General features: G+C 37.4%; 11 protein-coding genes. 8 read left to right on the top strand and 3 right to left on the bottom strand.

Annotated features, from left to right (window positions below):
- Positions 1 to 349: 349 nt before the first annotated feature.
- Both QM524_RS14915 and QM524_RS14910 read right to left on the bottom strand, forming a co-directional pair.
- Positions 350 to 1,810: a leucyl aminopeptidase family protein gene (locus QM524_RS14915; RefSeq protein ID WP_283345189.1), complete on the bottom strand. Its 1,461-nt coding sequence runs from the start codon at positions 1,808 to 1,810 to the stop codon at positions 350 to 352.
- Between the two features lie 107 nt (positions 1,811 to 1,917).
- Positions 1,918 to 2,139, bottom strand: coding sequence for a DUF2795 domain-containing protein (locus QM524_RS14910; protein WP_026997867.1), 222 nt, complete (start codon positions 2,137 to 2,139; stop codon positions 1,918 to 1,920).
- Positions 2,140 to 2,693: 554 nt separating this feature from the next.
- On the opposite strand from QM524_RS14910, the gene QM524_RS14905 reads away from it, so the two are divergent.
- From QM524_RS14905 to QM524_RS14885, 5 genes are all read left to right on the top strand, one after another.
- On the top strand, positions 2,694 to 3,302 hold the full coding sequence (locus QM524_RS14905) for a hypothetical protein (protein ID WP_283345188.1): 609 nt from the start codon (positions 2,694 to 2,696) through the stop codon (positions 3,300 to 3,302).
- A 153-nt stretch (positions 3,303 to 3,455) separates the two neighbouring features.
- Complete coding sequence (locus QM524_RS14900) at positions 3,456 to 4,193, top strand: copper homeostasis protein CutC (RefSeq protein WP_283345187.1); 738 nt, start codon at positions 3,456 to 3,458, stop codon at positions 4,191 to 4,193.
- A gap of 95 nt (positions 4,194 to 4,288) precedes the next feature.
- Entirely contained in the window at positions 4,289 to 5,248 is a 960-nt protein-coding gene (locus tag QM524_RS14895) for a N(4)-(beta-N-acetylglucosaminyl)-L-asparaginase (RefSeq protein WP_283345186.1), read from the top strand.
- Between the two features lie 730 nt (positions 5,249 to 5,978).
- Positions 5,979 to 7,802: a glycosyltransferase gene (locus QM524_RS14890; RefSeq protein WP_166577226.1), complete on the top strand. Its 1,824-nt coding sequence runs from the start codon at positions 5,979 to 5,981 to the stop codon at positions 7,800 to 7,802.
- A 298-nt stretch (positions 7,803 to 8,100) separates the two neighbouring features.
- Entirely contained in the window at positions 8,101 to 9,642 is a 1,542-nt protein-coding gene (locus QM524_RS14885; RefSeq protein WP_283345185.1) for a GH3 auxin-responsive promoter family protein, read from the top strand.
- Positions 9,643 to 10,011: 369 nt separating this feature from the next.
- Here the strand turns inward: QM524_RS14885 and QM524_RS14880 are convergent, their stop codons facing one another.
- Positions 10,012 to 10,788: a porin family protein gene (locus QM524_RS14880; RefSeq protein ID WP_283345184.1), complete on the bottom strand. Its 777-nt coding sequence runs from the start codon at positions 10,786 to 10,788 to the stop codon at positions 10,012 to 10,014.
- Between the two features lie 436 nt (positions 10,789 to 11,224).
- Here QM524_RS14880 and gldB point away from each other — a divergent pair, with 436 nt between their 5' ends.
- The 3 genes from gldB (at position 11,225) to QM524_RS14865 (ending at position 14,729) form a co-directional block, all read left to right on the top strand.
- Entirely contained in the window at positions 11,225 to 12,250 is a 1,026-nt protein-coding gene (gene gldB / locus QM524_RS14875) for a gliding motility lipoprotein GldB (protein ID WP_166577224.1), read from the top strand.
- Positions 12,251 to 12,400: 150 nt separating this feature from the next.
- The gene (locus QM524_RS14870) at positions 12,401 to 14,290 is read left to right on the top strand and encodes an ABC transporter ATP-binding protein (RefSeq protein ID WP_283345183.1); all 1,890 of its coding nucleotides are present in this window, start codon (positions 12,401 to 12,403) and stop codon (positions 14,288 to 14,290) included.
- Positions 14,291 to 14,294: 4 nt separating this feature from the next.
- Entirely contained in the window at positions 14,295 to 14,729 is a 435-nt protein-coding gene (locus QM524_RS14865; RefSeq protein ID WP_095166376.1) for a Fur family transcriptional regulator, read from the top strand.
- The last annotated feature ends 51 nt before the right edge of the window (positions 14,730 to 14,780 follow it).

Genomic DNA, 14,780 nt, shown 5'->3' with positions numbered 1-14,780 from the left:
GATTGAAACATTTTCGTCACGGGTGAATAAATTCACCCGCTAAGTGGAATTGTTGATCAACAGCTAATGCTGTACGAAGGATTTCCAATAATTGCGGATTTGGGATTTCTGAACTCGGAAATAAAGTAAAATACCTTTATTTTTTACAAAACATAAAAGATTATACTTCCGAAATCCCATATCCGATATCCGAAATAGACAGTTTTAGTATCCTTCGTACAACCCTAATCAACAGCTATCAATGGGTGTATTTCAAAACTATTAAAAAACTAGTTCAAGACTAAATCTTGAACTAGCTCTTTCTATGAAGCACTCTTTGCCTTGTGCCTCTTTACCTGTTGCCTGATTACTACAATACTCCCTCAATAAAATCTATCAACAAACGAATACCAAAAGCAGTACCCGCTCGACTTGGAACAAATTCGGTATCGCCAAAGGCTGTACCTGCGATATCGAGGTGTGCCCAATTAGTATGATTTTCGGTAAAAACCTCTAGAAACTTAGCCGCAGAGATAGCCCCAGCCATTGGTTTTCCTGAATAGTTTTTGACATCGGCTATATCCGAGGCTATATCTTCTTTATACAAATCCCACAAAGGTAGCCTCCACAAACGTTCTCCTGTACGTGAACCAGCGTTACTGAGACGAGTTGCCAATTGGTCATTGTTGGTAAATAGTCCTGCCGCATGATAACCCAATGTTGAGATACAACTTCCTGTCAAAGTAGCCAAGTCTATAAGATAATCAGTTTTATAGTTTTTGACCATATACCCCAAACCATCTGCCAAAATCACACGCCCTTCGGCATCTGTATCAATTATTTCGATGGTTTTTCCCAAATACGAACCAATAACATCACTCGGCTTAAAAGATTTGGCGTCTACTGCATTTTCACAAGTTGGCACAACACCGATAATATGTATTGGTAGCTTGAGTTTAGCCGCTAATTCTACCGTTCCCAACACAGCAGCAGCACCTCCCATATCCGATTTCATAAGGTGCATATTCGTTGAAGATTTGATTGAAATACCTCCCGTATCGAAAGTTACTCCCTTACCTACTAAACCAATTGTTTTTTGTGGCAAAGGAAAACGGTATTCAACTACAATCATGGCAGGGTCGTGTTCGCTTCCTTGACCTACCGCCAATAATGCCTCAAAACCATCTTTCTCCAAAGCAGGTCGGTCGATGATATGAGCAGAATAACCAAATTTTTGCGCAGAAGCAACTGCCCAATCACACAAAACCTGTGGTGTTTTTTTGTTGGCAGGAGCATTCATCAAATCAAAAATCTCCATCTGAGTTTCGGCAGTGGCAATGCCTTTATCGACTAAATTTTGGGCATTTTCACCAAATAATTCACCCGCAACTAGATTAATCTGGCCATTTTCACCAAATACTTCTGAAGGGGTTTCACTTTCTGTTTTGTAGAGTTTGCTATTATACTGCCCCAGTACGATACCATTAGTAACCCACTCGAGTTGTTCAAGGTTGAGGGACGCAACGACAACATCTATTTGTGCAGCTATTCTTGATTTTTGATGATGAAAGAAATAGCGTAAAGCCTTGATTACTTGTGCAGAGTCTGCATTTTTTCCAAGTCCTAAAAAAAATACTTTTTGGGCTTGGGTGGTATAAAACGAAAACGTTTCTTTTAACTCAGCCTTAAACTCCTTCGCTAAAATATCTGCGTCAAATGCTTCAGACTGGGCAATAGCGTGTAACTGTGTGGATAAGTTATCACTTTGATTTAGTACATATAAACGGCTTTGTGCCTGTGTATCGAGAGAAGAAGAAAGAATAAGAGACATAGCTTTAAAAGTTTACAGCAATCGAGTAATAGCTTTTAGCATTACTGACTACCAAATGGACCTCAACCAAAAATGCCACCTTAGGGGTGGCATTTTATGGGGATTAATTAATATTCGTCTTCATTAAAGAAGAAGTCGTCTTTTGTAGGATAATCTGGCCAGATTTCTTCGATACTCTCGTAAGGTTGACCATCATCTTCCAATTCTTGTAAGTTTTCGACTACTTCTAATGGCGAGCCTGTACGGATCGCATAGTCAATTAATTCATCTTTTGTTGCTGGCCAAGGAGCGTCTTCTAAGTAAGATGCAAGTTCTAGTGTCCAATACATATTCTTTCTCTAAATTTGGTTACTGGTTAAACGAAGGTAATAGAGCAATCTACTGACTATAAATCAATTATGTCTTTTATAAATGCTTATTTTACCCCTATTTTTTTGATTGATTTAATAGGACTGCAAAAGTACAAGTTTTTTGAAATTACCAACATTACTGGTTTGTAATTATTTAGATAATTCAAATAAATTTTCGAAATGATAAATATGGGGTTATTCGCCTACCTTTTTTCTCTATTTCTACAAAAAAGCCCAAATATTACCTCTATTTTGATTTTCTCATGCGTAATTAACTAATTTTTCTATAAAAAAGTATATTCAAAACCCTGTTTTTTTACGAAAAGTGCCTTTATTTTTTGGGTTTTCCCCGAAGATATAGATAACTAATTGATAATGAATCTATATCCACTCATATCCCAATAAAAATATCATCAAGATGCTTTTACAAAAACAAAATTCAAATTGTTGTCATGCAGGAAGTCCTGTCACAACTATATTTGTACCATTGTATACACTATGTTAATTATTCTCACTCTATGAAACACGCTAGCATGAAAAAGCTTCTTTACTACGCACTATTCTTATTATTCTCACCTGTAGCCCAAGCTCAATTTATCAAAATCGACAATGGTGTTCTGTTTAGTTCGTTCCGAAATGAGCTCAAACTCGATATTCTTACTCAAAGAAATACTAGTTATGCCACCGCCCTTGGGATTGATTATTTACAGAAAAAGCATTTTTATTTATCTTCTCAAATAGGTTACCTACAAGTAGGTGGACACGAGCAAGACGATACTCTTTTGGGTACCGGATTTGATCACGCTTGTGAACAAACAAGTTTTATTCATCTCAATACTCAATTTCGCTATTTGATTACTACAGAAAAACCCTTTAGCCCCAGCGTTTTTATTTCACTTGGTCCATTTGCCAATATTCTTTCTGGAAAAAAAGAATTCAAAAGTTACTATCAAGGTTATAACTTTCAAAATTTGTATGGAGGTCTTAAAACTGAACTCGGTATTACCAAAGACCTACATAGTGTAAGACTAGGACTTGTCGGAAGCTATATGTACAATCTCTCTCCTACAGCCAAATCTTCTGCCCTTGAGCTAACCAGTCAAAGCTACAGCATTATGTTTACCCTAGGTTATCGTATCTGAGTTACTCAAATATGAAATTTTGGTATTTTTTTACCGTAAAATAAAATCTTGTTAAGTACTTATTAAAAATTTTTATTAAATGACTCATCAAAAATCAGGTGAAATGATACCTTTACATATATTTTAAAAATCCCTTTTTTCTGGTAATATTTTATGAAAATTGAAATTTGCGCTTACTCGCTCGAATCATGTATCGCTGCCGAGCAAGGAGGCGCTAATCGTATCGAATTGTGTGCTTCGCCTTACGAGGGTGGCACGACTCCATCAGCAGGCCTTATTCAACTAGCCAAACAACATACTTCTATCGAAGTTCATGTCATGATTCGTCCACGTGGTAGCGATTTTTGCTATTCTGCATTGGAAATTGAGCAAATGAAACAAGATATGCTTGTAGCTAAACAACTAGGAGCCGACGGTTTTGTTCTTGGCATTTTAGAGAAAAATGGTCGTGTCAACGTTGAACAAACCAAAGCTTTCGTCGAATTAGCTCATCCTCTGCCTGTTACTTTTCATCGCGCCATCGACATGACTCCCGATTATCTGCAAGCACTTGAAGATGTTATTGAAGCGGGCTGTAAACGTATCTTAACTTCAGGACAAAAAAACTTGGCAGAAGAAGGCGCAGAAAACCTAAAAGCTTTAATTAAACAAGCCAATGGAAGAATTGAAGTTATGATTGGAAGCGGAGTCAATGTGCGAAATGCCTTAAAACTAGCAGCATTAGGCGCTGATGCCTTACACTTCACAGGCAAGTCGACTAGAGATTCGGAAATGGAGTTTAGGAAGGAAGATATTGCGATGGGCGGACTTTCGGAAGTTCCCGAATATGGTGTAATGTATTCAAACGTCGAAAAAATTCGTGCGGTTGTAGCGCTATTCAAATCCGCTTAGCATTTTTGAGTTTTGTTTTTAGTGATTGAGAAACAACTTATTTAAATAACTGGACATACCTCCACTCGTACTTTAAAACATCCAATTTCTCAGATATGAAACGTCGTACCTTTATTCAACAAACCTCTGCTTTGGCTGGACTTTCTGCCTTAGCAGCTAATCAAACACAAGCACAAAATTCAGCTCCTGCTGAATTTCCAATTATTATCTCTACTTGGAACAATGTCAAAGCTAACGAAGCAGCTTGGGCGATGGTTCAAAAAACAGGTCGTGCTCTCGATGCTGTAGAGGCAGGAGCGCTTATTCCAGAAGCAGACCCTAACGAAATTACCGTAGGATATGGTGGCTTGCCTGACCGTGATGGTCACGTTACACTAGATGCCTGTATCATGGACGAAAAGGGCAATGCTGGTTCTGTAACATTCTTGGAAGGCATTATGCACCCTATTTCGGTAGCTCGGGCAGTAATGGAAAAAACTCCACACGTAATGTTATCGGGTGAAGGCGCTTTACAATTTGCTCTTTCGCAAGGCTTCAAAAAGCAAAACTTATTGACTGAAAGTTCTAAGAAGGCTTGGTTGAAATGGAAAAAAGAATCCAAATACGAGCCAAAAGTAAATATTGAACGTCACGATACTATTGGACTTTTGGCATTGGGCAAAAAGGGTGAAGTATCTGGCGCTTGTACCACTAGCGGGATGGCATACAAAATGCATGGTCGCGTGGGTGACTCTCCAGTAATTGGAGCAGCCGTATTTTGTGACGATGAAGTGGGTGGCGCTTGTGCTACAGGCTTGGGAGAGTTTGTACTCAAGACCTTAGGTTCATTCCTCATTGTAGAATTGATGAGAAATGGTCGTACGCCACAACAAGCTTGTGAGGAAGCCATTATGCGTATTGTCAAACGTTATAACTACAAGGAATTCCAGATTGGTTATTTAGCCGTAAATAAACAAGGAGAATATGGCGCTTATTCAATTCAAAAAGGCTTTAGTTATACCCTCACGAAAGAAGGCGTAACCAAAGTTTATGAAGCTGATTATTACATGAAATAAAGAAATAGGCTACAAATCGACAATACACGGTTAGTACTGTACGAAGGATTATGAAAACTGTTTATTTCGGATATCGGATGTTGGATTTCGGAAGTATAATCTTCTATATTTTGTAAAAAATAAAGGTTTTTTACTTTGTTTCCGAAATAAGAACTCCAAAATCTGCAACAGTTTGACTTCGTACAGCACTAATACACGGTCATTTCTATATGACTACGGTATTTTTGCGTTACTACTTTCAGAAAAAATCTGGCAAGTTTATTTTCAAAAAAAAGCCCTCAAGTTATCATGATAACTTGAGGGCTTTTTTTTGAAGGCGAAAAGAATAACTTATTATTCGGGAAAAGATTTTCCTCCTACAACTTAAAGAACTATTCAAAGAAATAATTGTACATACCTTATTCTAAAGAACAGAATAGACCTACATATAAAATGGTAAAAATAGTATATATTAAAGTCATTATATTTACCACAATTCACATATCAACCACAACATTCTGATTATTAATAAATTACCACAAAAGCACATTAATGACGCATTTGGATTTAGCTGATTTTAGGGCTTTTATTGATATTTTTTAATAATTAGATTTTATTAAGAAAAGCCCCAAATAGCCCATTTTGAGCCAAAATAGAAATATGGCTTTAAGTTTCCTATTCACTGAATATACTTATATATTAGCAACCTAATAGCTTGGTACAAGCAGCCAAACCTTATAACTAAGAGCCGATGGAAATACAAAATCCTTTACAATCTGCTACCCAAAAACAAAAGATATTAATAGAAATTGCCTGGGAAACCTGCAACCAAGTAGGTGGTATTTATACTGTAATTCGTACAAAAGTCCCCTCAATGGTGGAAAAATGGGGCGATGACTACTTCTTGCTAGGACCGTACTTCCCACAAACAGCATCTGCCGAATTTGAACCTATTCATGATTTAGATGATTCAGTTTTAGGTAAAACTGTTCAGAAGATGCGCTCAATGGGCTATGGCGTGCACTATGGTTACTGGCTCGTAACTGGAAAGCCTCGCATTGTCTTATTTGATTTTTGGTCAATCTACAACAATATCAATGCCCTCAAGGCAGGCTTGTGGGAGCGTCATCAGGTATCTACGTTGAATACTGAGGAATTGGTAAGTCATGTAATTGCTTTTGGTGAAATGGTTCGCGTGTTTTTGACCGAATTAGCGAAGGAACAACAAAATAAAATTGATATTGTAGCCCATTTCCACGAATGGATGGCCGCTTCTGCTATTCCAGATTTGCGTAAAGACCAAATAAAAGTAGCCACTGTATTTACTACTCACGCTACCATGTTGGGTCGTTACTTAGCTGGTAATGTTCCGAATTTCTATGATAAAATAGACACCTTCGATTGGCTCAAAGAGGCTCGTCATTATGGTATTGAGGCTCAAGCCACACTTGAGCGTTTGGCAGCATTGCAGGCGCACGTTACGACAACCGTAAGTGATGTAACAGCTAAAGAGTGTGAGTTTTTATTAGGAAAAGTCCCTGACTTGATTTTACCTAACGGTCTGAATATCACAAGATTCTCGGCAATGCACGAGCATCAAAATTTACATACCAAATATAAAGATCGTATCAACGAATTTGTGATGGGACACTTTTTCCAAAGTCAACCATTCAATCTTGAGAAAACTTTATACTTCTTTACCTCAGGGCGTTATGAGTATAGCAACAAAGGCTATGATTTGACCCTTGAAGCGTTGGCTCGCTTAAACTGGAAAATGAAGCAAGCTAAGATTGATAAGACGGTCGTAATGTTTTTTATTACCAAACAACCTTATCATTCAATCGACCCTGAAGTATTGCATTCGCGTGCTGTAATGGACGAAATTCGTGAAACTTGTAATTCTATCGAAAAACAAGTAGGTGAGCAGCTTTTTAAAGCATCTGCATCGTCGAGCGATTTACAAATGCCAGACTTAAACAATTTTGTGGATGAATATTGGCGTTTGCGTCTAAGAAGAACGATTCAGACTTGGAAAAACAACAAACGTCCAAAAGTTGTCACACACTTGCTTAAGCAAAATGATGGTATCACAGATTTTGTTCAGAAATCTAATTTGATGAACAATCCTGAGGATAAGGTAAAAATTGTTTATCACCCAGACTTTATCGTTTCTACCAACCCATTATTTGGACTTGATTACGGACAATTTGTACGTGGTTGTAACCTTGGTGTTTTCCCAAGTTACTATGAACCATGGGGCTACACACCGCTCGAATGTATCGCTCGTGGCGTACCAACTATTACTTCTGACTTGTCAGGTTTTGGTGATTATATGATGCAAATCATGCGTGATTACGAGCATTGGGGCGTTATGGTTGTCAATCGTAAAACACAAGACTTCTACAAAGCAGCCGAACAATTATCGGAAATGTTGTTGAAGTTTGTCAAACAAAGTTTACGTGAACGCATCACCCAACGTAACCGTGTCGAAAGCATTTCGGATACCTTCGACTGGTCGAATCTAAGAACGTATTACGATACCTCTCATGATTTGGCATTGAAAAGAAGAAAATAAAACAATTTTTGATTTCGAAATCAAAGAATAGGGTTTAGGATAGATTACTATCTTAAATCCTATTTTCAACAACTATCTTGCTTGTCTTTTGTGCATTATCCTTATTCATCCTCTAACTCTGACTTTTACCGCCTCATTCAGTCTTCAAGCGCTATTTTGTGTACTTCTTTAAGTTGTTTTCTGAATAAAAAATAAATCTGCATTTGCGCAGAAATACCTACGAGTTAGTTTCCTGATATTGACACAATCAATTTATTCTGTTAAGTTTGTTTAGAACACTTATAAGATTTGTTAGCGAATGGATTTTCTAAATGAAACGCTAGTTTGGCTCATGAAAAAGCGTCTTCCTCGTATTCAGGCTTTTATGGATAAGCCTATGGATACGCAAGAGACGATGTTTTGGCAATTAATCCAAACGGCTAAGAATACAGAGTGGGGTAAAAAATACGATTTTCGTAGCATTTCTTCTATTCGGGACTTTCAGCAACGTGTTCCTATTTCTTCGTATGAAGATTTGTTTCCTTTCATTGAACGTACCATGAAGGGAGAACAGAATATTCTTTGGCCTTCCAATATTCAATATTTCGCCAAATCTTCTGGTACTACCAACGCCCGCAGTAAGTTTATTCCTGTATCAAAAGAATGTCTCGATGATTGTCATTTTATGGGTGGCAAAGATATGATGACTCTTTTGGTAGAAAACAAACCTGATACTGAAGTTTTTAGTGGAAAAGGTTTGTCGATTGGTGGAAGCTTGTCGTCTAATCAATTGAATTCGCGCAGTGTCATGGGTGATGTATCGGCGGTAGTCATGAAAAATTTACCTATTTGGGCTCAGATTATTCGTACGCCATCCTTGGATGTAGCGTTGATGGATGTCTGGGAAGAGAAAATTCAGAAAATGGCAGAAGTTACCTCTCAAGAAAATGTCACAAGCATCTTGGGAGTTCCTACGTGGACTTTGGTATTAATTGATAAAATCTTAGAAATCACAGGTAAAGACAATATTCTGGAAGTATGGCCCAACTTTGAATTTTTCATTCATGGAGCAGTGGCATTTCATCCTTATCGGGATATGTTCAGAAATAAAGTTTTTCCTTCTGAAAGTGTTAATTATCTAGAGATTTATAATGCTTCTGAAGGATTCTTTGGTGTGCAAGACGATATTTCACGCAAAGACGAAATGATGCTGATGCTTGATTATGGTATCTTTTATGAATTTATTCCAATGGAAGAAATCGAAAAAGAATATCCTAAGGCTGTTTCGTTAGATGAAGTAGAAATAGGGAAAAATTACGCTATCATCATTTCTACAAATGCAGGATTATGGCGCTATAAAATCGGAGATACAATTCGATTTACAACCAAATATCCGTATCGATTCAAGATTTCGGGGCGAACCAAACAATTCATTAACGCCTTTGGAGAAGAAATTATCGTTGAAAACTCAGATATAGCTATCACTAAAGCGTGTGAAGCTACGGGCGCAATTATCAACGACTATACGGCAGGACCTGTGTATATGGACGGAGGTAAAAGTGGCTGCCACGAATGGGTTATCGAATTTGATCAAGAACCCAACGATCAAGAAGTGTTCAATCAGGTTTTAGACCAGACGCTCCGCTCTATCAACTCTGATTATGACGCCAAGCGCTATAAAGACATGGTACTGACTCCTCCTAAAATCAACGTGGTTCAGAAAGATACCTTCTATTCGTGGATGCGTAGTAAAGGTAAATTGGGAGGACAACACAAAGTGCCACGATTGTGCAACTCACGAGAATATTTAGATAGTGTTTTAGCAGTAGTTCATCAGAATAATACTGCTAATGTTAATTAACTAAATAGGAATCATAACAAATTGAGTGAATGTTGAATGGGTGATTTAGTGATTATTCTAGCAATAGAGACGCAATGCCTTGCGTCTAGCAATGAGTAATTTAGCATATTAATATCAAAAACATGAGTCATCCCGAATTTTAAGATTAGGGTTATTCTCTAAATTTTCATCAAAAAAGCGGTCGAAAAATATTTTTCGACCGCTTTTTTGATGCTATTATACTAGATTTTATTCAGCTCAAGACGCAATCATTGCGTCTCTTCTACTAGAATACAAATTTTAGCATAATCACTCACCCACTCAATCACTCAACTAGGAATGACTCATGTTTTATTATATCCGATTCCCTAAAAGTTGCTTATGAGTCTCCTAAAACTTCAATCCAAAATCAATCACTAACTGGTTGGTTTTGGTAATCATATCAGCAAATGAGCTGCCTCTATTAATTTCTGAAAGTCCTCTTTGATATTGCAATCCAAAGAAAAAGGCATCTGTTCCTGTTCCTAATTTTTTCTCAAACCCAGCCCCTAATAATAAGTTAGCTTCTCCAAAACCAAAAATCCCTGAATTCGGGGATACTCTGTCACGGTATTGCACTAAAGCATTTTTGGCGTAATTGACAGGCTTTTCTGCAATATTAATATCCAAAGTACCTCCAAACTGGATATAAAAAGGCATTCCCGGGGTTACTTGGTCACTAAAGATTTTAAGCGAAACAGGTATTTGAAGATATTGAAGATTAAATTCTGCGGCATTTGCTTTAATCTCATCTTTGGTCAAAGGCTTTTGCACAAATACGTCGGTATCATAAAAACTATTGTAAATATTATACGAAACGCCTTTTACCGTATACCACAAACCAGTACTAAAAGCATATTTCTGAGCAAAATAAAAATCTGCGACTGGCCCAACGGTCATATTAATTTTGGCTGCACCATCTGACATTCCTTTAAAGTTTTTGACACCTTCGAAAGAAACAAAAGTAATCGCTGGTGAAAATTTAAAGCCAATTGACATGTTATTGAATCGACCGCCCCAATATTCGCGAGAAGCTGCCGACAAACTCGATGACCATAATTGATTCTGCGCTAGCACATTTGTAACAGTAGCCAGAATAAAAAGGGTTATTAATACGTTTTTCTTCATAATTTTGCAGGTACTTACCTGATATATTTTGATTGATTAAGTAAGTTTTTATGGACTGTTGTGTAAGTATACTTTTGATTTTCAAACTATAAAACAGACAATCATTCAATTTATTTTGCCAATGCCGTTGGTAAGAGCAATACAATACCTCGTTTTAATAAATAAAGGATACGCTTTAGACTATAAGCAGAAGGCATCAGGCAAAATGTTTTTATTCTTTTATGAGAGATCATTTTGAACTTTCGGCTTTCAGCTATGGGCTTTCGGCAAAAACATATCTGTAGTTACTACAAAATATGTTAAAACTCTTTGCCTTGTACCTGTTGCCTAGTTCCTCAACACACAACTTAAATCTCATTTTGCACGATTAATTAATACTTATAATAAATCAACTCACTCATTTGAACCCTGATTGCTTTCAACAGCTACCACAAGCATGAAAATTTTTGCAAAAATAGGACTTCTCTTTTTAGTTTCAGTATGCCTTTGGGCTTGTAATAATAATACAGATGGCGAACCCGATGTAAGTAATGTTAAAGTCGACGTTAAGATTCAGTACTTAGACAAAGAACTTTTTGCTTGTAAAACCGAACAAGATGTACTGGTTTTTCTACAAAAGTACACAGAGTTTGCTAGTCAATATTTTAATACAACGCCTGCTTCTTTTCCTGTTTTGGCCAACAAACTGTTTACACAAATTAGCAGTCCAGCTTTACAAGAGTTTTACCAGCAGTCTCAGGAAAAAGCATTTTTTGGCAACCAAAATCTTGAAAACGACTTCAAAGAAGCCTTCCAGCATATCAAGTACTATTATCCAGACTTTAAAGAACCTAAAATTTATACTATTTTTACAGGCTTTTTCGGTCAAGGAACAATCCTTAATCCAGAGCTACGCGTAAGTGATTCGACAATTATTGTTGGAATAGACTATTTTATGGGTGAAAAAGGTAAATATCTACCCGATATTTATGATTATCAAATCAAAAAGATATCACCTGCTGTGGTAGTACCTCAAGCCATACTACAACTTTCGAGCCGATATAATACCTCTAATCCACAAGATAGAACACTACTTGCTGAAATGGTTTGGTATGGAAAAAGTTATGTTTTTGGAAAAGTAATGATGCCTTCTAAAGCTGATAGCGTATTTTTGGGCTATTCTAACGAACAGCTAAACGCTACCTATGCTAATCAAGAAGTTGTATGGGCATATTTTATTGATAACAAACTCTTGTATTCGACCCAAGACCCCGCTAAAGGAAAATATATTGGCGAACGCCCTTCTACTCCAGAAATTGGCCCCGCTTGTCCTGGTGGTATTGGAAGATGGATAGGATTCAGAATCGTTTCGAAATACTATTACGATGACGAAAAACTAACCATTCAAGATTTGATGAAAGAGCCCGATGCACAGCGTATTTTTGAGGCTTCAAAATACAAAGGACTACCTGACGAAGAATAATATCAAGTAGTCAACCATTTGGCTCGATTTTATGTTATCATTGCGAGATTGATTAAAGAAATTTAAGACTATTACCTTAATAGTCAAACCAACTAATAATTCATTTAATATCAACTGTTTTCATCAAATTGAGAACAGTGTTATTCAAATATGGCAAAGCGAAGCGATAAGTTTGGAGACGATGCATCTCCACAGGATAAAAAGAAAATTACGAAAGAAGGACTAAGAAAAGCGTTATCAATTTTTAGATTTACAGCACCTTACAAAGGAACATTTGCGATTGGTTTTATCTTTTTGATTTTATCACAAATCACCTCCATGAGTGTGCCTTTGTTGATGGGTCAAATGGTAGCGTCTATCCTTTCGCCCAACGATGCCCAACAAATGCAGGCCATGTCCAACAACCCTATGATGCAGCAAATGCAAAGTAGCTCGGTCATGAACTTGCCAAAGCTGACACTCGACCAAATGACCTTGTTATTCTTGGCGATTTTGGCAGCACAAGCTTTGTTTTCGTTCTTTAGAGTTTACACCTTTTCGAGAGTAACAGAACGCTCGATTCGCGATATTCGTAAAGAGCTTTACGGCAAAATGATTTCTTTGCCTGTAACGTTCTTCGAAAAAAATCGTGTAGGCGAACTAATGAGCCGTATTACTTCGGATGTAACTCAATTACAGGATATTCTTTCGGTTACATTAGCTGAGTTTTTCCGCCAAATCTTTACGTTGATTGGAGGTATCTGTTTGATTATTTATTTCTCAGGAAAACTTACCCTATTCATGCTATCTACCTTCCCGATTTTGGTGGTAGCTGCCTTCTTTTTTGGAAAGTTTATTCGTAAAAATTCTAAAAAAGTACAAGACGAATTAGCACAAACCAATGTAATTGTAGAAGAAACCCTTCAATCAGTTAATGTCGTAAAAGCATTTACCAATGAAGCTTTTGAAGTAAACCGTTATACGACTTCACTCGAAAAAGTATTGAACTGGGCACTTCGTACTGCCACTTTTAGAGGTAGCTTTATTTCATTTATCATCTTTGTTTTGTTTGGAGCTATTGTAGGGGTAGTTTGGTACGGTGGTCATTTGGTACAAAACCATGAATTGACATTTGACAAACTATTGACATTTATCATCTATACGGGCTTTATCGGTGGTTCTGTAGGTGGTTTGGGTGATATTTATGCTCAAATCCAAAGAACGATTGGAGCGTCTGAACGTATCCTAGAAATCTTGGACGAAGAAGGCGAAGTATCTACCAACGAGCCAGTAACACCTGTACACGTAAAAGGTGAAATTGTGTATGACAATGTTGCTTTTGCATACCCATCTCGTCCAGATGTACAGGTATTAAAAAATATTTCACTGAAGGTAGAAGCTGGTAAAAAAATTGCTTTAGTTGGCTATTCAGGTGGTGGGAAATCTACGATTGTAGGTTTATTACTCCGTTATTATCGCTTGAATAGTGGCAAAATTTTGGTAGATGGCCAAGACGTTCAATCATACAATCTAACTGCTTTGCGTCAAAATATTGCCGTTGTACCACAAGAAGTCATGTTGTTTGGAGGTACCATTCGCGAGAATATTGCTTATGGTAAGCCCAATGCTACAGAAGCTGAAATTACGGAGGCTGCTCGCAAAGCCAATGCCTTAGATTTTATTGAATCTTTCCCTGAAAAATTCGATACCATTGTTGGCGAAAGAGGCGTTAAATTATCGGGTGGACAACGTCAGCGTATTGCTATTGCAAGAGCCATTTTGAAAGATCCAGCAATTTTGGTACTCGACGAAGCGACTAGTGCATTGGATTCTGAGTCAGAAAAATTGGTACAAGATGCGCTTGATAAGTTAATGCAAAATCGTACAACGATTATTATTGCTCACCGTTTGGCAACCATCAGAAACGTTGATACCATTTATGTCTTAAGAGATGGAGAAATAGCTGAGTCGGGAAGTCATGAGGCATTGCTTTCGCAAGAAGAAGGTATTTATGCCAACCTTGTGAAACTACAATATGAGTCTAGTATTTTAAGCGAGTAAACGTATGAATGCGAGCGCAATTAAAAGCACCTTGAAGGCCTATAGCCTTCGCCAAACAGAATGTCGCGAAGAGATTCTAGATATATTCTTAACCAAAGCTTACGCATTGGCTCATGCTGATGTGGAAACTCAAATGTCTGAAAAGTTTGACCGTGTAACAGTTTACCGTACACTCAAAACATTTTTGGACAAAGGGCTTATCCACAAAGTACTCGACGATGAGGGTGGTATCAAATACGCCCTTTGCAAAGACAATTGTCATGCCGACGACCATAAGCATCATCATGATCATGTGCATTTTAAATGCACTAAGTGCGGGCTTACCACTTGTCTTGACCACGTAACTATTCCGCAAGTTGCCTTGCCCGAAGGATACCAACGTGTCGAAACTAATTTATTGGTACAAGGCGTTTGTAAAACTTGTAATCAGATACTTTAGGGTTTTTAAATATATTTAACACAACCCAACACTAGGCATATCTCAAACCTC

It is taken from the genome of Flectobacillus roseus, from assembly GCF_030056595.1.
Classification (GTDB): Bacteria; Bacteroidota; Bacteroidia; order Cytophagales; family Spirosomataceae; genus Flectobacillus; species Flectobacillus roseus.
This window is presented reverse-complemented; position numbering and strand designations above follow the sequence as displayed.